This window comes from Burkholderia sp. B21-005 (genome assembly GCF_020843965.1).
Classification (GTDB): Bacteria; Pseudomonadota; Gammaproteobacteria; order Burkholderiales; family Burkholderiaceae; genus Burkholderia; species Burkholderia ambifaria.
The window spans coordinates 1078434-1097319 of sequence record NZ_CP086301.1; the positions used below are offsets into that span (position 1 = coordinate 1078434).

An 18886-nucleotide genomic window follows, 5' to 3' on the forward strand; every position below is an offset into this window, starting at 1 on the left:
TGATTAGTTTATGGGGCCGACGGGGGATGCCGCGCGCGTGGCAGTAGCGGCCCGGCCGGAACGGGCAGGGGCGCTTTCGCGATGGTCCGGCCCGCATTCGGGTAACATGGCCGACAGACCGGGCGGCGCGCGGTGTGCCGGACCCTGTCTCGATATTGGCGGTGCCGCAATCATGATCATCACTTCGCTGCTCGACACGGATCTCTACAAGTTCACGATGATGCAGGTCGTCCTGCATCACTTTCCCGCCGCAAACGTCGAGTACCGGTTCCGGTGCCGCACGCCCGGCGTCGATCTCGTCCCGTACATCGACGAGATCCGCGACGAGGTGCGCGGCCTGTGTTCGCTGCGCTTCACCGACGTCGAACTCGACTACCTGCGACGGATGCGCTTCATCAAGAGCGATTTCGTCGACTTCCTCGCGCTGTTCCACCTGAACGAGAAGTACATCTCGATCACGCCCTCGCCGAAGGGCAACGGCGAAATCGACATTGTGATCGAGGGGCCGTGGCTGCACACGATCCTGTTCGAGATCCCGGTGCTCGCGATCGTCAATGAAGTCTATTTCCGCAACACGCAGCGCGAGCCCGACTATCGCGAAGGCCGCGAGCGGTTGCGCGAGAAGATCAAGCTGCTCGGCGCGAAGCCCGAGTTCGCCGACTGCAAGATCGCCGACTACGGCACGCGCCGACGCTTCTCGAAGGTGTGGCACGAGGAGGTCGCGCTGACGCTGCGCGACGGGCTCGGGCCGCAGTTCGCGGGCACGAGCAACGTGTTCTACGCGATGAAGCACGACCTGACGCCGCTCGGCACGATGGCGCACGAATACCTGCAAGCATGCCAGGCGCTCGGCCCGCGGCTGCGCGATTCGCAGACTTACGGTTTCGAGATGTGGGCGAAAGAGTATCGCGGCGACCTTGGGATCGCGCTGTCGGACGTCTACGGGATGGATGCGTTCCTGAACGACTTCGACATGTACTTCTGCAAGCTGTTCGACGGCGCGCGCCACGATTCGGGCGATCCGTTCGAGTGGGGCGAGCGCATGCTGCGCCACTACGAGGCGAACCGCTGCGACCCGCGCACCAAGGTGCTCGTGTTCTCGGATGCGCTCGACATCCCGAAGGTCATGCAGCTGTACGAACGGTTCCGCAACCGCTGCAAGCTCGCGTTCGGCGTCGGCACCAACCTCACGAACGATCTCGGCTACGTGCCGCTGCAGATCGTGATCAAGATGGTCCGCTGCAACGGACAGCCGGTCGCGAAGCTGTCGGATTCGCCGGGCAAGAGCATGTGCGACGACCGCGCGTATCTCGCGTACCTGCGCCAGGTGTTCGGCATCGCGCAGCCGGCCGACGACGACGCATCGCAGTAGGCTTCGGCCGTCCGGCCAGGTGCGTCGCGGCGAGGGCGGCCGGTATAATCCGACGGTATCGCACGCCCACGTCACGAGGACCGTTCATGGACACTTCCGCTGCCCGTCGCCAGATCCTCGCACGCATTCGCGCGGCGCAAGGACGCGCGCCCGAACCCGATGCAGCGGAGCGCGACGGCGTCGCCGACTATCTCGCTCGCCATCCCGAGGGGCCGCGCCCGCCGATGCCGGCCGACCTCGTCGCCGCATTCGTCGATGAAGCGGCGCGCCTGTCGACGACCGTCGACGAAGTCGCGACGCTGGCCGATGCGCCCGCCGCCGCCGCCCGCTATCTTTCCGCTCACGGCCTGCCGATGCAGGCCGTCGCATGGCGCACGCTCGCCGAGCTCGACTGGGCCGGCGCGGGCCTGTCGGTCGAATGCCGCAAGCCGCGCGACGGCGATCTCGTCGGCCTGACCGGCTGCTTCTGCGCAACCGCCGAAACGGGTTCGCTGGTGCTGCTGTCCGGCCCCGACACCTATGCATCGGCCGGGCTGCTGCCGGAGACGCACATCGCGATCGTGCCGGCGTCGCGGATCGTCGCGGGCCATGAAGACGCCTTCGCGCTGATTCGCGCGGAGCGCGGCGAATTGCCGCGCGCGGTCAATTTCGTATCGGGCCCGTCGCGCACGGGCGATATCGAGCAGACCATCGTGCTGGGCGCACACGGCCCGTACCGCGTTCACGCGATCGTCGTGCGCGGCGCATGACGCGCGCGCCGGCTTCATCCTCACTCGACTCACTCGCACAAGGAAGTTCTGCATGAAACGACATGCCGCCTGGGCGGGCATGGCGTCGGGAGCCGCGCTTGGCGCCGTTCCCGCGCTCGCATCGGCCGCCACGCTCGACGGTGCCACGCTGTCCGCACTCTGGGGTATCCCGTTCGCCGGGATCCTGCTGTCCATCGCGGTGTTCCCGCTCGTCGCCCCGGTGTTCTGGCATCACCATTTCGGCAAGATCGCCGCGGCGTGGGCGATCGCGTTCCTGGCGCCGTTCGCGGTCGCATTCGGCGCGGGCACGGCGTTCGGTACGCTCGTGCACGCGCTGCTCGAGGAATACATCCCGTTCATCGTGCTGCTGACCGCGCTCTATACGGTCGCCGGCGGCATTTGCGTCAACGGCAACCTGCACGGCACGCCGAAACTGAACACCGCGATCCTCGCGCTCGGCACGCTGCTCGCGAGCGTGATGGGCACGACCGGCGCAGCGATGCTGCTGATCCGCCCGCTGCTGCGCGCGAACGACAACCGCAAGCATGTCGTGCACGTCGTGATCTTCTTCATCTTTCTCGTCGCGAACGCGGGCGGCTCGCTGTCGCCGCTCGGCGATCCGCCGCTGTTCCTCGGCTTCCTGAACGGCGTGAGCTTCTTCTGGACGACCACGCATCTTGCGCTGCCGATGCTGTTCGTCTGCGCGGTGCTGCTGACGCTGTTCTTCGTGCTCGATACGTACTTCTACCGGAAGGGCGGGGAGGAGCGGCCGGCCGCGCTCGACCCGACGCCCGACGGCGCCGCGCTGTCGATCGACGGCAAGGTCAACTTCGTGCTGCTCGCGGCCGTGATCGGCCTCGTGCTGATGAGCGGCATCTGGAAGCCGGGCATCACGTTCGACGTGTGGGGCACGCACGTCGCGCTGCAGAATCTCGTGCGCGACGTCGCGCTCGTCGTCGTGGCGCTCGCGTCGCTTGCGCTGACGCCGCGCTCGGCGCGTGAAGGCAACGCATTCAACTGGGCGCCGATCGAGGAGGTCGCGAAGCTGTTCGCCGGGATTTTCGTGACGATCGCACCGGTGATCGTGATCCTGCGCGCGGGTGCGCAGGGCGCGTTCGCGCAGATCGTCCATCTCGTCACGGGCCCCGACGGCAAGCCGATCGACGCGATGTACTTCTGGGCGACCGGCCTGCTGTCGTCGTTCCTCGACAACGCGCCGACCTATCTCGTGTTCTTCAACCTCGCGGGCGGCGACGCGCAAGCGCTGATGACGACGGGCGCGACGACGCTCGCCGCGATTTCCGCGGGGGCGGTGTTCATGGGCGCGAACAGCTACATCGGCAATGCGCCGAACTTCATGGTGAAGGCGATCGCGGAGTCGCGCGGCGTGAGGATGCCGAGCTTCTTCGCGTATCTCGGCTGGGCGCTCGTGATACTGGTACCGGTATTCCTGCTGACGTCGTGGCTCTTCTTCCCGGCGTAGGCTGACGATTTTCAACCAAGCGCGGACGGTTCCGACGGCGCACGATGCGCCGCGTTCCGGCCGCCGCATGCGGAGATGGCGATGCAGAAGATCCTGGTCGCACGTCCGATCTTTCCGGACGTGATCGAACGGCTCGAGCAGTATTTCGAAGTCGACTGGAACAACGGCGACGCGCTCGCCCCCGATGCGCTTGCCGCGCGTCTCGCCGACAAGGATGGCGCGCTGACGGCGGGCGACCCGGTCGGCGCGGCCGCGCTTGCGGCGGCGCCGCGCCTGCGCGTCGTGTCGAACATGGCGGTCGGCTACAACAACTTCGACATGGCCGCGTTCAACGCGGCGAACGTGCTCGGCACCAACACGCCGGACGTGCTGAACGAGTCCACCGCGGATTTCGGCTGGGCGTTGATGATGGCGGCCGCGCGCCGGATCGCCGAATCCGAGCACTGGCTGCGCGCCGGGCACTGGCAGAAGTGGGCGTACGACGGTTTCCTCGGCAGCGACATTTACGGCTCGACGCTCGGCGTCATCGGCATGGGGCGCATCGGCCAGGCACTCGCACGCCGCGCGCGCGGCTTCGGGATGCAGGTGATCTATCACAACCGGTCGCGGGTCGCACCCGAGATCGAGGCCGAACTGAACGCCGAATACGTGGCGAAGGACGCGCTGCTGGCGCGCGCCGATCACGTCGTGCTCGTGCTGCCGTACACGAAGGAGAACCATCATACGATCGGCGCGGCCGAGCTCGCGAAGATGAAGCCGACCGCGACGCTGACCAACATCGCGCGCGGTGGCATCGTCGACGACGCGGCACTGGCTGCCGCGCTGCGTGACAGGACGATCGCCGCGGCCGGCCTCGACGTGTACGAAGGCGAGCCGAGCGTCCATCCGGCGCTGCTCGAGGTGCCGAACGTCGTGCTGACGCCGCACATCGCGAGCGCGACCGAGAAGACGCGCCGCGCGATGGCGAACCTCGCGGCCGACAACCTGATCGCCGCACTGGGCGTTGGGCCGCGTGCGGGGCAGCCGCCGAATCCGATCAACCCTGACGTGATCGGGAAGCCGCGCGCATGACGACGATGTTGTTGCTGGCGGCGGTCGTCGTGCTGGCCGTCGCGCTCGCGGTGGCGATCGTCGCGCTCGTGCGCGGTGGCGGCCGCCACGACGATGCGGCCGTGCTCGGCGACCAGATCGAGGACGCCGCGCACGCGCAGGCGCTCGCGGTCGAACGGCTCGAACGCGAGCTGCGCGGCGAGATCGTCGAGAACGCGCGCGGTTCGCGCACCGAGCTGGCCGGCAGTTTCTCGCAGCTTCAGCAGACGCTCGCGACCCAGCTGACGAGCATCGCGACCGTGCAGAACAATCAGATCGATGGGTTCGCGCAACAGCTCGGCAAGCTCGTCGCCGGTAACGCGCAGCAGTTCGACGCGATGCGCGAAAGCGTGCAGCGCCAGGCGCAGCAGGCGCGCGAAGAGCAGACGGTCGCGCTGCGGCTGTTCGGCGACACGCTGAACCGGCAGCTCACGCAACTGACCGAGGCCAACGATCGCCGGATCGGCGAAGTGCGCGCGACGCTCGAGCAGCGGCTGAAGGAAATCGAGACCAACAACGCGGCGAAGCTCGAGGAGATGCGCCGCACCGTCGACGAGAAGCTGCATGCGACGCTCGAACAGCGGCTCGGCGAATCGTTCAAGCTCGTGTCGGACCGGCTCGAGCAGGTGCACCGCGGGCTCGGCGAGATGCAGACGCTCGCGGCCGGCGTTGGCGACCTGAAGAAGGTGCTGACCAACGTGAAGACACGCGGCACCTGGGGCGAGGTGCAGCTCGAGGCATTGCTCGAGCAGATGCTCACGCCCGACCAGTACGCGAAGAACGTCGCGACGGTGCCGAAGAGCAGCGAACGCGTCGAGTTCGCGATCCGGCTGCCGGGCCGCGCCGCCGGTACGGGCGACGCGCCGCCGGTGTGGCTGCCGATCGACGCGAAGTTTCCGCGCGAGGACTACGAGCGGCTGATCGATGCGCAGGAACGTGCCGATTCGGTGGCGGTCGAGGAAGCGGCCCGTGCGCTCGAGGCGCGCGTGCGGATGGAGGCGAGGACGATCGCCGAGAAGTACGTCGCACCGCCGCATACGACCGATTTCGCGCTGCTGTTCCTGCCGACCGAGGGGCTCTTTGCGGAGATCCTGCGCCGCCCGGGGCTGACCGACCTGCTGCAGCGCGACTATCGCGTGACGGTGGCCGGGCCGACCACGCTGACCGCATTGCTGAACAGCTTGCAGATGGGCTTTCGCACGCTCGCGATCGAGCAGCGCTCGAGCGAAGTGTGGCAGGTGCTCGGCGCGGTGAAGACCGAGTTCGGCAAGTTTGGCGATGTGCTTGCGCGCACGAAGGCGCAGCTCGAAACGGTCACGCGCTCGATCGAGGCGGCCGAGCAGCGCACGCGCGTGATGAACCGCAAGCTGAAGCAGGTCGAGGCGTTACCGGGCGATACGGCGGCCGGGCTGCTGGGCGCGGAAGTCGCGGACGGCGCAGATGGCGCCGATGCGGACGAGGCATGACGCATGACGTGTGCGGCCGCAACCGGCTGAAACGGAAAACGGGCGCCGCGGCGCCCGTTTTTTTGCAGCGGCGACCGGCATGGCCGACCCGCGTTCAGCGTGCGGCGAGCGCGCCCAGTGCGTCGCCGGTTACGCGCACGATGCGCCACTCCGGCAGCACGCTCGCACCCATCTTCTCGTAGAAATCGATCGCCGGCTGGTTCCAGTCGAGCACCGACCATTCGAAGCGCGCGCAGCGGCGTTCGACGGCGAGTGCCGCGAGGTGCTGCAGCATCGCGGTGCCGAGACCCGTGCCGCGCTGCGACGGCTGCACGTACAGATCCTCGAGATACAGCCCGCGACGGCCGAGGAACGTCGAATAGTTGTGGAAGAACAGTGCATACGCGACGATCGCGCCGTCGCGCTCGGCTACGAGCGCTTCGGCGGCGGGGCGCGCACCGAACAGTGCGTCGGCCAGATCGGCGTCGCTCGCGACGAACAGGTGCGTGAGTTTCTCGAACTCGGCCAGCTCGCGCATCAGCGCGAGGATCGCGCCGACGTCGCGCGTTTCGGCCGCGCGAATCAGCGGCGTGCCGCTCACGCTTCCTCCGGCGGATCGGACAGCACGATCTCGATGCCGCCGAAGCGCGAGGCGACCCAGTTGTAGGCGTGGCAGGCGATCCACAGCAGCACGAAACCGAGGATCGCGTTCAGCAGCAGCGCGCTCAGGATCGTGCTCAGCTCCACCATCCCGTAGCGGATGTACGCGACCAGGATGCCGAGCAGCACGATCGGCACGCTGAACGTCAGGTAGACGAGGATCAGCGCCTTTGCGGTCTGCCCCGCGGCGATCGACGAGATTTGTTTCTTCATGTGCGGATTGCCCCCGTAGAGATATATCGATTGGAATTCAGATCAGGCCGTCGAGCGGCAGGATGTCGACCGGGGCGCCCGCGTCGACTGCCGCGGAATCGTGGCCCAGGACGATGAAACAGTTGGCGGCCGCGAGACCGCTCAACGATGCGGAACTCTGCGAACCGGCCGGCGCGACGTGCCACTGGCCGTCGGCGGCACGCGTCGCCACGGCGCGCAGGTATTCGGTGCGGCCCGGACGCTTTTTTAACGCCAGTGTGCTGAGCGCCGTGTACGTCGCCGGCGGCGGCGTGTGCGCGCCGGCCAGCGTCAGCAGCGCGGGGCGCACGATCGCGTAGAACGTCACGGCGGATGCGACCGGGTTGCCGGGCAGCCCGAAGAACAGCACGTGGCCGGCGCCGTCGCCATCGCGCGCGAGCGTGCCGCACGCGAGCGGCCGGCCGGGCCGCAGCGCGAGGCTGGCGAAGGTCACGTCGCCGAGCCGCGCCATCACGTCGCGCGTGAAATCGGCTTCGCCGGCCGATACGCCGCCCGACGTGATCACCGCGTCGGCCCGTGCGTCGGCGGCATCGCGCAGCGCGCGTTCGAGTGCGACCGGATCGTCGCGGACGATGCCGAGATCGAGCGCGTCGATGTGCAGCCTTTCGAGCATCGCGACCAGCATCGCGCGATTGCTGTCGTACAGCGAGCCGCTGCCGAGCAGCTCGCCCGGTTCGCGCAGTTCGTCGCCGGTCGAGAACACGGCGACGCGCACGCGGCGGCGCACCGTGACTTCGCGCAACCCGAACGAGGCGAGCAGGCCGAGATCGGACGGGCGCAGGATGCGGCCGGCGGCGAGCGCGCAGGCGCCGCGTGCGAGATCCTCGCCGGCCCGGCGGCAGTTTGCGCCGCATGCGACGTCGTGTGCGGCGAAGCGGATCACATCGCCGTCGACGCGCACGCGTTCCTGCGGAATGACCGTGTCGCACCCGGCCGGCATCGGTGCGCCGGTCATGATGCGAACGCACGCGCCGGCCGTCACGGATCCGTCGAAGGGATGGCCGGCGAACGCCGTACCGGCGACCGTCAGCGTGATATCGGCGGCCGATGCCAGCGCGCCTGCGCTGCCGTCGAACGCGTAGCCGTCCATCGCCGAGTTGTCGTATGCGGGAATGTCGAACGGCGCGTTCACGTCGACCGCGAGCACGCGGTCGAGTGCGTCATGCAGCGACACCGTGTCGCACGCGTCGACCGGCACCGCGAACCGGCACGCGAGCGCCTGCGCGTCGGCGAGCGACAGCGGGGCAGCGGAATCGGGTGCGGTTCGGGAGGCGGGCGAGGATTGCGTGATCATCAGTCGGACGGCGCCGCAAGGCGTATCGGGTTCGTGGCCGGTGGCGCGCGGAGGGCGCCTGAGCGCGAAGGCGCATGCGGCGGGCGGGAACGGATGCCGGTGCCGTCAGCGGTGGGCAAGCGCGGCGAGTTCATGCCAGGAGTTGGCATTGTAAAACGCACGCTCGTCGCGAAACTCGACTTCGACCGTCTTGTGGCGTGCGTACCACGCACGGACCTTCCGCTCGCCGGCCGCGAGTCCGGCGGCGAGATCGTCCGCAAGCGACGTGCGCAGCAGCGCGAGGGTCGGCTGCGGCGAACGCGCGTGCTGCGCGTCGACGGTCACGGCCATCGCGATGTCGGCCTGCTGCGCGTCGAGCGCCGCGTGCAGCCGCGCGACGAGGTCGGCCGGCAAATAGGGCGTATCGCACGGCGCGCACGCGACGAGCGGTGCGCGCGCCGCCCGCATGCCGGCGAGCAGGCCCGCGAGCGGGCCGGGGAAATCGGGTGTTTCGTCCGCCACGATGCGCGCGTCGAAAGGCCCACCGAGCTCGGCGTAGCGATCGGCGTTGCGATTCGCGCTGATCAGCGTCTCGTCGACCTGCGGCGAGAGCCGGCGCAGCACGTGCAGTGCGAGCGGCGTACCGTCGAGCAGCTGCAAGCCCTTGTCCGCACCGTCCATGCGCGTGGCACGGCCGCCTGCGAGCAGCAGGCCGGCGATGGAGGGCGAGGTGGAAGCGGACATCGCGGGAAGTCGGCTGGGGCGGCGCGCGTCAGCCGCCGATGTACGACATTTCGACGCGCTTGCCGGCGCCGTCGGGCGCGGCGTCGGCGGCCGCGCTGCCGCGCAGCTGCGAATAGCGGTCGGTGCGGGCCTGCCAGATCCGGGCGATCGCGGTCGCGATCTCGGCGTCGCTGGCGCCGCCGCGCACCAGTGCGCGCAGGTCATGGCCCGTCGATGCGAACAGGCACAGGTACAGCTTGCCTTCGGTCGACAACCGGGCGCGCGTGCAGTCGCCGCAGAATGCCTGCGTGACGCTCGAGATCACGCCGATCTCGCCGCCGCCGTCCGCATAGCCCCAGCGCTGCGCGGTTTCCGCCGCCGTGTGCGCGTCGAGCGGCACGAGCGGGAACCGCTCGGCGATCCGCGCGACGACGTCCGCGGACGGCAGCACCTCGGTCATGTTCCAGCCGTTCGACGTGCCGACGTCCATGTATTCGATGAAGCGCAGGATCACGCCGGTGCCGCGGAAGCGCTCGGCCATCGGCAGGATCTCGCTGTCGTTGGTGCCGCGCTTCACGACCATGTTGACCTTGACGGGCGCGAGGCCCGCGGCCTGCGCGGCGAAGATGCCGTCGAGCACGTCGGCGCTCGCGAAGTCGGCGTCGTTCATGCGCTTGAACAGCGTGTCGTCGAGCGCGTCGAGACTGACCGTCACGCGCGTGAGCCCGGCGTCCTTCAGCGCGCGCGCCTTGCGCGCGAGCAGCGAGCCGTTGGTGGTCAGCGTCAGGTCGAGCGGGCGGCCTTCATGAGTCGTCAGGCGCGCGAGACGCTCGATCAGGAATTCGAGGTTCTTGCGCAGCAGCGGCTCCCCGCCTGTGATCCGGATCTTTTCGACCCCGTGGGCGACGAACAGCCGCGCCACACGCTCGATCTCTTCGTGCGTGAGCAGGGCGCTGTGGGGCAGGAACGGGTAGTCCTTGTCGAACACGTCTCGCGGCATGCAGTACACGCAGCGGAAGTTGCAGCGGTCCGTCACCGAGATGCGCAAGTCGCGCAGCGGCCTGGCGAACGTGTCGGCCAGGGCGCCGTCGGGGGTATGCGCGACGCCGGAAATATCTGGCATCCCGCTGACGTCGGCGAGGGGAATGATGCGTCGGGACATGTTGAAAGAAGTGCGAGTCAGGTCTCTATTTTAGCTGCAAGCGGCCGGCCGGGCCGGTGGGCGGAAACCCGCAGCGCGGAAATGAAAAAGCCCGCCGGAGGCGGGCTTTTTCTGGTCGGGCGATACGTCGCTTAACGGTGCGACGTTTCGACCTGCTGCATCGGGGTCGAGTCGACCGGCGGCTGCGCCTTGCGCTCGCGCGGCACGCGGGCCGGACGCGGCAGGCGCGACGCGGCTTCCTGGGCAGCGCGGAACTTGTCGGCGTCCGTGCTCACCCACACGAGACCGGCCTGTTCCAGCACGACATCGAGGCTCGCCGAAGCAGGCGCGGCGGCCGGCTGGACGGGCACCGGAGCCGGTGCGGCAACGGGTTCGGCCGGTGCGGCTTCGACGTAACCCGGTTCGACGTATCCCGGTTCGACGTAAGCCGGTTCGACGGCTGCCGGAGCGACTTCAGCTGCGACGACCGGTGCCGGTGCGGCTTGCTCGACGGGCGCGGACTGCGGCGCTTCGACGGCAGCCGGTGCGGCCGGCACTTCGAACGCATCGGTCGGCGAAACCGCGACCGGAGCCGGGCCGGCTTCCGATTCAGCGGCCGGCGCGACCGGTGCCGGTTCGGCTGCCAGTGCGACCGGGGCGGGCTCGATCGGTGCGACCGGCGTCGCTTCGACACGAACCGGTGCCGTTTGCGACTCGACCGCGGCCGGTGCGACCGCTTCGGCACGCTGCTCGACTTCGACTTCGGCTTCGGCAACCACGGCGCCTGCTGCCGAAACGGCTGCCACGGCCGCCACGGCGACCGGTGCGGCCGCACGGGCCGGCTCGACCGCGTCCGGGGCTTCCGTCGTCACGGCGTGCACGGCTTCGCCGTCCGCGCCTTGCTCGGCGTGCTCGACCACCGAGCCATCGTCCTCGCGCTCACGACGACCACCACGGCGGCCGCGGCGGCGACGGCGACGTTCCTCGCCGTCACGTGCACCGGCTTCCGCGTCGGCAGCGACATCGGCGCCCGGCAGGGCTGCGACGGCCTGGTCGGCTTCCGCTTCCGGATGGTTCTCGCCACGGTTGACGGTCTCGAGCGTTGCCGCGTGCTGCGTCGGCTTGCGGCGCTCACCGCGCTCGCGACGTTCGCCGCGTTCCTGGCGCTCGCCGCGGCCGGCTGCCTCGACGGCTTCCAGCTGCTCGGCGCGCTCGCGCGGTTCGCGGTTCTCGCGCGGCTCACGGCTCTCACGGCTTTCACGCGGCTCGCGCGGTTCGCGGCCTTCGCGCGGGCCACGGCCCTCGCGACCTTCGCGACCCTCACGGCTTTCGCGCGGCTCGCGGCTTTCACGCGGTTCACGACCCTCGCGCGGTTCACGCGGTTCACGCGGCTCGCGAATTTCCTTGCCTTCGCGTTCCTGGCGTTGCGACTGGCCACGGCCCGTCGCTGCCTGGTCGCGGCCACCCTGGGCCTGCTGGGCACCGCCGCGGCGGTTGCGGTTGCGATCGCCGCCGCGCTGCTCGGTCTTCTCGGTCCGCTCGCGGGCCGGGCGGGCAGCCTGTTCCTTCGCCGGTGCCGGTGCAACCGGCGCGGGCGCCGGAGCCTGCGACATGCCGAACAGACCCTTCAGCCAGCCGATGAAGCCGCCGCTTGCCACGGCGACCGGGGCGGGCGCCGGCGCAACCGGCTCGGCCGGGCGCTGCGGTGCCGCGCTCGGAGCCGGACGCTCGGGCGTGATGCCCTTGACCGCCGCTTCCTGCTTCGGCTTCACGTCGGCCGTGCGCTTGCTGTAGCCGGTTTCCGACTCCAGTTCGCGGGCGGCTTCCTCGGCCATCTTCCAGGACGCACGCGGATCGTCGAGGCGCGCGTCGTCGTGGCGCAGGCGCTCGAGCTTGTAGTGCGGCGTATCGAGGTGCTTGTTCGGGATCAGCACGATGCCGACCTTGAAGCGCGACTCGATCTTGTTGATTTCCTGACGCTTTTCGTTGAGCAGGAAGGCGGTCACCTCGACCGGCACCTGGCAGTGGATCGCCGCGGTGTTTTCCTTCATCGCTTCTTCCTGAATGATCCGCAGGACCTGCAGCGCGGACGATTCGGTATCGCGGATGTGGCCGGTGCCGTTACAGCGCGGGCACGTCACGTGGCTGCCTTCCGACAGCGCCGGACGCAGGCGCTGGCGCGACAGCTCCATCAGGCCGAAGCGGGAGATCTTGCCCATCTGCACGCGCGCACGGTCGTGCTTGAGCGCGTCCTTCAGGCGCTGCTCCACTTCGCGCTGGCTCTTGGCCGACTCCATGTCGATGAAGTCGATCACGATCAGGCCGCCGAGGTCGCGCAGGCGCAGCTGGCGGGCCACTTCGTCCGCCGCTTCGAGGTTCGTGCGGGTCGCCGTTTCCTCGATGTCCGCGCCCTTGGTCGCACGCGCCGAGTTCACGTCGATCGCGACAAGTGCTTCGGTGTGGTCGATCACGATCGCGCCGCCGGACGGCAGCGGCACCGTGCGCGAGTACGCGGTCTCGATCTGGTGCTCGATCTGGAAGCGGGAGAAGAGCGGCACGTCGTCGTGGTAGCGCTTCACCTTCGACACGTTGTCCGGCATCACGATGTCCATGAACGCACGGGCCTGATCGTGGATCTCGGTCGTGTCGATCAGGATTTCGCCGATATCGGGCTGGAAATAGTCCCGGATCGCGCGGATCACGAGGCTCGATTCCAGATAGATCAGCATCGGCTGGCCGGCATTGCCGCTTTGCGACGCCGCTTCGATCGCGCGCCACAGCTGCAGCAGGTAGTTCAGGTCCCACTGCAGTTCCTCGGCGCTGCGGCCGATGCCCGCGGTGCGGGCGATCATGCTCATGCCGTCCGGAATCTGCAGCTGCGCCATCGTTTCGCGCAGTTCCTGGCGCTCGTCGCCCTCGATCCGGCGCGACACGCCGCCGCCGCGCGGATTGTTCGGCATCAGCACGAGGTAGCGGCCGGCGAGCGAGATGAAGGTCGTGAGGGCGGCGCCCTTGTTGCCGCGCTCTTCCTTCTCGACCTGAACGATCAGTTCCTGGCCTTCGCGCAGGGCATCCTGGATGCGCGCGGAGCGCATGTCGATGCCGTCCTTGAAGTACTGTCGGGCGACTTCCTTGAACGGCAGGAAGCCATGGCGGTCTTCGCCGTAGTTGACGAAGCACGCTTCGAGCGACGGCTCGATACGGGTGATGACACCTTTGTAGATATTGCCTTTGCGCTGTTCGCGCCCGGCTGTCTCGATGTCGATGTCGATGAGCTTTTGCCCATCAACGATGGCGACGCGCAGCTCCTCCTGCTGCGTCGCATTGAACAGCATGCGTTTCATGAACGACTCCAGGCGGCTCCGCTGCCGGCGCCTCGCGGTTGTCAGTCGCGAAGGCGGGAACGACGGCAGGCCGCACCTTGTTGTGTTGTCACAAGCACGCTGGAGCGGGAAGGATGGCGGGGAGAATTGCCTGAAGAGGCGCTTGGGCCCGAAAAACGGGGCCGGCGGCCGTTGGGCACCTGCGAATACGGTTTCAAAGCACGGCGTTCACACACCGCACGCTGCACAAGCGCGCTAAGCCTGAGTCCGGGCATCGCCACGGGCGCGCGCAATGGGTCGCGCGCGCCGACGGGCGGCAGATGCTGCGGCTTGGGCCGCAGCGGGGAGTATCGAATCCAACCCGACTTTCCCGCTTGGGGTGTACTTCCCTGGTTTGACGTCGCCAAGCCCCGCACCTTCGCGGGGCCAAATCAGGCGCAACGCCGTAATTTTCGCAACCGGCAGCCTGCGGACGCACTTCGCGCCGTCGGGCTACCGATCAAATTCTTTTCAACCAACTTTCCGTTACCGCGGCGCCTTGCCGACCGAATCCGCCTGTGGGCGCGATCCTTGCCGACGGGCGGCGCCGTGCGTGCAACTTGCTGCATCTCTTTGATTAGGGGCGAGCAGCAGACCCCCGGCGCAAGTAAAATAGCGGTTTGCGCTTGCGCCTTGCCCGATTCAGCCGGGGCCGGCCTGTCAGGCCACCCTCAACGTCAGGCTGGGCAAAATTATATTCAGTATGAATGAGTTAGGCAAAATATCCCAGAATTCAGTCGCAAGCGGCCAGGTATCGATGATCGAGATCGACGAAAACTCGGCCGGTCAGCGGATCGACAACTTCCTGTTGCGCGTCTGTAAAGGCGTGCCCAAAAGCCATATTTACCGGATCCTGCGCAGCGGCGAAGTGCGCGTAAACAAGGGTCGGGTCGACGCCCAGTACCGCCTCGCGTTCGGCGACATCGTCCGCGTGCCGCCCGTGCGGGTGGCGGCGGCCGATCTCGCGCGCGCCGACACGCCAATCGTGCCGCCCGCGCATTTCGAGGTGCTGTACGAAGACGATGCGATGCTCGTCATCAACAAGCCGGCCGGCGTCGCGGTGCACGGCGGCAGCGGCGTCGCGTTCGGCGTGATCGAGCAGATGCGCCAGGCGCGTCCGCGCGCGAAATTCCTCGAACTCGTGCACCGGCTCGACCGCGAGACGTCCGGGATCCTGATGCTCGCGAAGAAGCGCACGGCGCTCGTCGGCCTGCACGAGCAGATCCGCGAAAACCGGATGGACAAGCGTTACTTCGCGTGCGGACACGGTGAGTGGCAGTCCGACTGGGGCCGCCGCCGCGCGGTGAAGGCGCCGCTGTTCAAGTATTCGACCGCGGAAGGGGAGCGGCGCGTGCGCGTGCAGGACGACGGCCTGCCGTCGCACACGGTGTTCAACCTGCTCGAGCGCTGGCCGGATTACGCGCTGGTCGAAGCGGAACTCAAAACGGGCCGGACCCATCAGATCCGTGTGCACCTCGCGCATCTCGGCCTGCCGATCGCCGGCGACGCTAAGTATGGCGATTTCGCACTGAACAAGGCGCTGGCGCGCGCGAACGCGCAGCCGTCGCTGAAACGGATGTTCCTGCATGCGCACCGGCTGAAGCTCGCACACCCGCTGACCGGCGAGCCGCTGCAGTTCGACGCGCCGCTGCCGGACGAATGCCGGCGCTTCCTCGATCAACTCAGCGCTTTGCGCGATAACGCATGACTCGCATGGCCCGACAGCAATTTGACCTGATCGTCTTCGACTGGGACGGCACGCTGATGGATTCGACTGCGCACATCGCGCACAGCATCCAGGCCGCTTGCCGCGATCTCGGCCTGCCCACGCCGTCGGACGAGGCGTCCCGCTACGTGATCGGCCTCGGCCTGCGCGATGCGCTGCGCATTACTGCTCCGACCCTCGATCCGTCCGACTATCCGCGGCTGGCCGAGCGTTACCGCTATCACTACCTGCTGGACGACCAGCGCATCGAGCTGTTCGCCGGCGTGCGCGAACTGCTCGCGGAGTTGCGCGATACGGGTTACCTGCTCGCGGTCGCGACTGGCAAGGGCCGGGTCGGGCTGAATCGCGTGCTCGACCAGTCGAAGCTGACGAGCCTGTTCGATGCGACGCGCTGCGCGGACGAAACGTTCTCGAAGCCGCACCCGGCGATGCTGCATGAACTGTCCCGCGAACTGGGGCAGGATCTGGCGCGTACCGTGATGATCGGCGACACCACGCACGACCTGCAGATGGCGGCGAGCGCGGGGGCGGCCGGCGTCGGCGTCTCGTACGGCGCGCATACGGCCGATGCGCTGGCCGCGCTGACGCCGCGCTTCGTCGCGCCGGACGTCGTCGCGCTGGCGGCGTGGCTGCGGGAGAACGCATGAGCGCGGCGCCGGAAGCCGTGCGCGTGTGCGCATCGGACGCCTTGACCGACGGCGGCGCCGGCGTGCGCGTCGACGCGACGCTGCGCGGCGAGCAGGCGGTCGTGTTCTTCGTGCGCTACGACGGCCGTGCGTACGGCTACCTGAACCGCTGCGCGCACGTGCCGATGGAGCTCGACTGGGCCGAAGGGCAGTTCTTCGAGTCGTCGGGCCTCTACCTGATGTGCGCGACGCACGGTGCGATCTACGCGCCGGATACCGGCAAGTGCGTCGGCGGCCCATGCCGCGGCGGCCGCCTGCGGCCGGTGGAGGTCGACGAGCGCGACATGCCGGACGGCCGTGCGGTATTCTGGGTGCCCGATGCCGACCTGCGTCCCGCCGCTTCGACCCCTCCCGCCACGACCGACTGACGACACCACTGCATGGCCGACCAACCGAATATCCCTGATTCCTCGTCCCGTCCCGACAGCCGCGAGCCGAACTGGGAGCGCGCGGCGCTCGAGCGGATCGCGCTCGCGGCCGTCAAGGAACAGCGCGCGGCGCGGCGCTGGAAGATCTTCTTCCGCTTTGCGTTCCTCGGCGTGTTCCTGCTGCTCGCATTCGCGCTGATCGATTTCTCGAGCGACGCGAAGTTCTCGGCGGGCGGGCATCACACGGCGCTCGTGACGATCGACGGCGAGATCGCGGCGGGCACCAACGCGAACGCCGAGGACATCAATACGGCGCTCGATTCCGCGTTCGACGACGACGGCGCGGCCGGCGTCGTGCTGCGGATCAACAGCCCGGGCGGCAGCCCGGTGCAGGCCGGGATGGTCTACGACGAGATCCGTCGGCTGCGCACGAAATATCCGCACAAGCCGCTGTACGTCGTCGTGACCGACATGTGCGCATCGGGCGGTTATTACATTGCGTCCGCCGCTGACAAGATCTTCGTCGACAAGGCGAGCATCGTCGGCTCGATCGGCGTGCTGATGGACGGGTTCGGCTTCACGGGCCTGATGGGCAAGCTCGGCGTCGATCGCCGCCTGCACACGTCGGGCGAAAACAAGGGCTTCTACGACCCGTTCTCGCCCGAGACGTCGAAGATGGACGCCCATGCGCAGGAGTTGCTCGACCAGGTCCATGCGCAGTTCATCAAGGCCGTGAAGGAGGGGCGCGGCAAGCGGCTGCACGAAACGCCCGACATGTTCTCGGGTCTGTTCTGGACGGGCGAGAAGAGCGTCGAGCTCGGGCTTGCCGACGGCTACGGCACGACCGACACGGTCGCGCGCGACGTGCTGAAGGCGCCGGATCTCGTCGACTACACGGTGAAGGAAAGCCTGACGAACCGCGTCGCGCGCAAGTTCGGCGCGGCGGTCGGCGGTGCCGCGATGAAGGCGCTCGCCGCGGGCGGCACGTCGTTCAGCCTGCGCTGAGCGACGGCTGGCGCAGCGGCGAACGGAGCCGGGCGCCCCGTGCCGCGAAGCGGCTGCGGGTGCCGGCGCGTCAGTTCGCGAGCAGCAGGAAGATGGCGGGGCGCTTGTGCAGATTCGGCGCAGGCGCCTTTTTCCAGTCCGCCACCGAACGGCTGGCGATCGTCTCGGTTTCGAGGGTGAGGTCGGCCGCGACGCAGATCTGCGTCGACGGCGCGCAGGTCGCGACGAGCGTATCGAGCATCGCTTGGTTCCGGTACGGCGTCTCGATGAAGATCTGCGTCTGGCGGCCCTTGCGCGACAGTTGCTCGAGCTCGCGCAGGCGTTTCGCGCGCGCGGCTGCATCGACCGGCAGGTAGCCGTTGAACGCGAAACTCTGGCCGTTCAGGCCCGACGCCATCAGCGCGAGCAGGATCGAACTCGGCCCGACGAGCGGCACGACCTTCACGCCGCGTTCGTGCGCACGGCGGACCAGCAGCGCGCCGGGGTCGGCAACGGCGGGGCAGCCGGCCTCGGACACGAGCCCGGCGTCCGTGCCCGCGAGCACCGGTGCGAGCAGCTTGTCGATCTCGCCGGCCGGTGTGTTGACGTTCAGTTCGCGGATCCCGATTTCCTGGATCGGCCGCGTCGTGCCGATCTTCTTCAGGAACGCGCGGGTCGTTTTCGCGTTTTCGCCGATGTAATAGCCGAGCGTGCCGGCGCGTGCCTGCACGGCCGCGGGCAGCACGGCGGCGAGCATCGATTCGTCGCCTTCGCCGAGCGTGTTCGGGACGAGATAAAGCGTGCCGGCCGTCATGCGCGGTCTCCGTGGGTAGTGAACAGCGGATAGCCCGCGGTGCGCAGCATCCGCGTGAGCGCGATCAGCGGCAGGCCGACGAGCGCCGTCGGGTCGTCGGAGTCGATCGCGTCGAGCAGCGCGATGCCCAGCCCTTCGGACTTCGCGCTGCCGGCGACGTCGTACGGCGTTTCCGCGCGCAGGTACGCATCGAGTTCGGCTTCGGGCAGCGACCGGAAGCGCACGTGCGTGACGACGTCCTCGCTCTGCGTTTCGCCCGTGCGGCTGTCGTACAGGCTGAGCGCACTGTGGAACTCGACGTCGCGGCCCTGCATCGACAGCAACTGCGCAAGCGCGCGCTCGTGCGTGCCGGGCTTGCCGATCTGGAGGCCGTCGAACGTCGCGACCTGGTCCGACCCGATCACGAGCACGCCGTCCGGCGCGTCGATGGTCGCGGCGACCGCGCGCGCCTTCGCGCCGGCGAGACGCAGCGCGGTCGCGGCCGGCGTTTCACCCGCGAGCGGGGTTTCGTCGAGGTCGGGCGATACGACGTCGAACGGCAGACCGAGGCGCTCGAGAAGCGTGCGGCGGTAGCGGGAACTGGAGGCGAGAATCAGCCGCGGCGGGCGGCAAACGGTATACGGCATGGTCGATTGGGTCGGTGAGTCGTCAGGTGTGGCGCGGCGTTGCGAGGGCGCAAGCATAAGTGATTGACCGCAAAAGGTAAAACAGGTATGCTTTCCCGCTTTTCGTCGGCAGGCTTTCGCAGTGGTGGCGCCT

The 18886-nt window shown here is 68.5% G+C and carries 17 protein-coding genes; 9 read left to right on the forward strand and 8 right to left on the reverse strand.

Annotation, left to right across the window (positions count from 1 at the left end):
• The first annotated feature begins 172 nt into the window (after positions 1-172).
• From pncB to rmuC, 5 genes are all read left to right on the forward strand, one after another.
• On the forward strand, positions 173-1372 hold the full coding sequence (gene pncB / locus LMA02_RS05070) for a nicotinate phosphoribosyltransferase (RefSeq protein WP_006753066.1): 1200 nt from the start codon (positions 173-175) through the stop codon (positions 1370-1372).
• 86 nt (positions 1373-1458) lie between these two features.
• A complete protein-coding gene (locus tag LMA02_RS05075; RefSeq protein WP_059523763.1) occupies positions 1459-2121 on the forward strand; it encodes a LutC/YkgG family protein in 663 nt (220 codons plus the stop codon).
• A gap of 52 nt (positions 2122-2173) precedes the next feature.
• Positions 2174-3604 carry a sodium:proton antiporter gene (locus tag LMA02_RS05080; RefSeq protein WP_228907148.1) on the forward strand — a complete coding sequence of 477 codons (1431 nt, stop codon included), beginning with the start codon at positions 2174-2176 and terminating at the stop codon, positions 3602-3604.
• 81 nt (positions 3605-3685) lie between these two features.
• The gene (locus LMA02_RS05085; protein ID WP_228907149.1) at positions 3686-4675 is read left to right on the forward strand and encodes a 2-hydroxyacid dehydrogenase; all 990 of its coding nucleotides are present in this window, start codon (positions 3686-3688) and stop codon (positions 4673-4675) included.
• Positions 4672-6159 (forward strand): DNA recombination protein RmuC, encoded by a 1488-nt coding sequence (rmuC, locus tag LMA02_RS05090; RefSeq protein WP_166725220.1) that lies wholly within the window; start codon positions 4672-4674, stop codon positions 6157-6159. The genes LMA02_RS05085 and rmuC overlap by 4 nt, the downstream gene beginning before the upstream one ends.
• Before the next feature lie 94 nt (positions 6160-6253).
• On the opposite strand, the gene LMA02_RS05095 is transcribed toward rmuC, so the two are convergent.
• From LMA02_RS05095 to LMA02_RS05120, 6 genes are all read right to left on the reverse strand, one after another.
• Positions 6254-6739 (reverse strand): GNAT family N-acetyltransferase, encoded by a 486-nt coding sequence (locus tag LMA02_RS05095; protein ID WP_228907150.1) that lies wholly within the window; start codon positions 6737-6739, stop codon positions 6254-6256.
• Positions 6736-7011 (reverse strand): hypothetical protein, encoded by a 276-nt coding sequence (locus LMA02_RS05100; protein WP_006476519.1) that lies wholly within the window; start codon positions 7009-7011, stop codon positions 6736-6738. Before LMA02_RS05100 ends, LMA02_RS05095 begins: the two co-directional genes overlap by 4 nt.
• Positions 7012-7048: 37 nt before the next feature.
• Positions 7049-8344, reverse strand: a complete 1296-nt coding sequence (gene glp, locus LMA02_RS05105; protein WP_228907151.1) for a gephyrin-like molybdotransferase Glp — start codon at positions 8342-8344, stop codon at positions 7049-7051.
• A 105-nt stretch (positions 8345-8449) separates the two neighbouring features.
• A complete protein-coding gene (gene mobA / locus LMA02_RS05110) occupies positions 8450-9067 on the reverse strand; it encodes a molybdenum cofactor guanylyltransferase MobA (RefSeq protein WP_228907152.1) in 618 nt (205 codons plus the stop codon).
• 28 nt (positions 9068-9095) lie between these two features.
• Positions 9096-10208: a GTP 3',8-cyclase MoaA gene (gene moaA / locus LMA02_RS05115; protein ID WP_228907153.1), complete on the reverse strand. Its 1113-nt coding sequence runs from the start codon at positions 10206-10208 to the stop codon at positions 9096-9098.
• 131 nt (positions 10209-10339) lie between these two features.
• Positions 10340-13531 (reverse strand): Rne/Rng family ribonuclease, encoded by a 3192-nt coding sequence (locus tag LMA02_RS05120; protein ID WP_228907154.1) that lies wholly within the window; start codon positions 13529-13531, stop codon positions 10340-10342.
• A gap of 721 nt (positions 13532-14252) precedes the next feature.
• Between LMA02_RS05120 and LMA02_RS05125 the strand changes: the two genes are divergently transcribed.
• The 4 genes from LMA02_RS05125 to LMA02_RS05140 are packed head-to-tail and all read left to right on the forward strand — an operon-like array spanning position 14253 to position 17334.
• Positions 14253-15257, forward strand: a complete 1005-nt coding sequence (locus LMA02_RS05125; protein ID WP_105785591.1) for an RluA family pseudouridine synthase — start codon at positions 14253-14255, stop codon at positions 15255-15257.
• 5 nt (positions 15258-15262) lie between these two features.
• The gene (locus LMA02_RS05130; RefSeq protein ID WP_105785592.1) at positions 15263-15922 is read left to right on the forward strand and encodes an HAD-IA family hydrolase; all 660 of its coding nucleotides are present in this window, start codon (positions 15263-15265) and stop codon (positions 15920-15922) included.
• Positions 15919-16329, forward strand: coding sequence for a Rieske (2Fe-2S) protein (locus LMA02_RS05135; protein WP_126227395.1), 411 nt, complete (start codon positions 15919-15921; stop codon positions 16327-16329). The genes LMA02_RS05130 and LMA02_RS05135 overlap by 4 nt, the downstream gene beginning before the upstream one ends.
• A gap of 12 nt (positions 16330-16341) precedes the next feature.
• Positions 16342-17334 (forward strand): S49 family peptidase, encoded by a 993-nt coding sequence (locus LMA02_RS05140; RefSeq protein ID WP_228907155.1) that lies wholly within the window; start codon positions 16342-16344, stop codon positions 17332-17334.
• Between the two features lie 70 nt (positions 17335-17404).
• Here LMA02_RS05140 and LMA02_RS05145 read toward each other — a convergent pair whose 3' ends face one another.
• The gene (locus LMA02_RS05145; protein WP_012363400.1) at positions 17405-18127 is read right to left on the reverse strand and encodes an SAM-dependent methyltransferase; all 723 of its coding nucleotides are present in this window, start codon (positions 18125-18127) and stop codon (positions 17405-17407) included.
• Positions 18124-18753, reverse strand: coding sequence for a Maf-like protein (locus LMA02_RS05150; protein WP_105833444.1), 630 nt, complete (start codon positions 18751-18753; stop codon positions 18124-18126). The genes LMA02_RS05145 and LMA02_RS05150 overlap by 4 nt, the downstream gene beginning before the upstream one ends.
• Positions 18754-18886 lie beyond the last annotated feature (133 nt).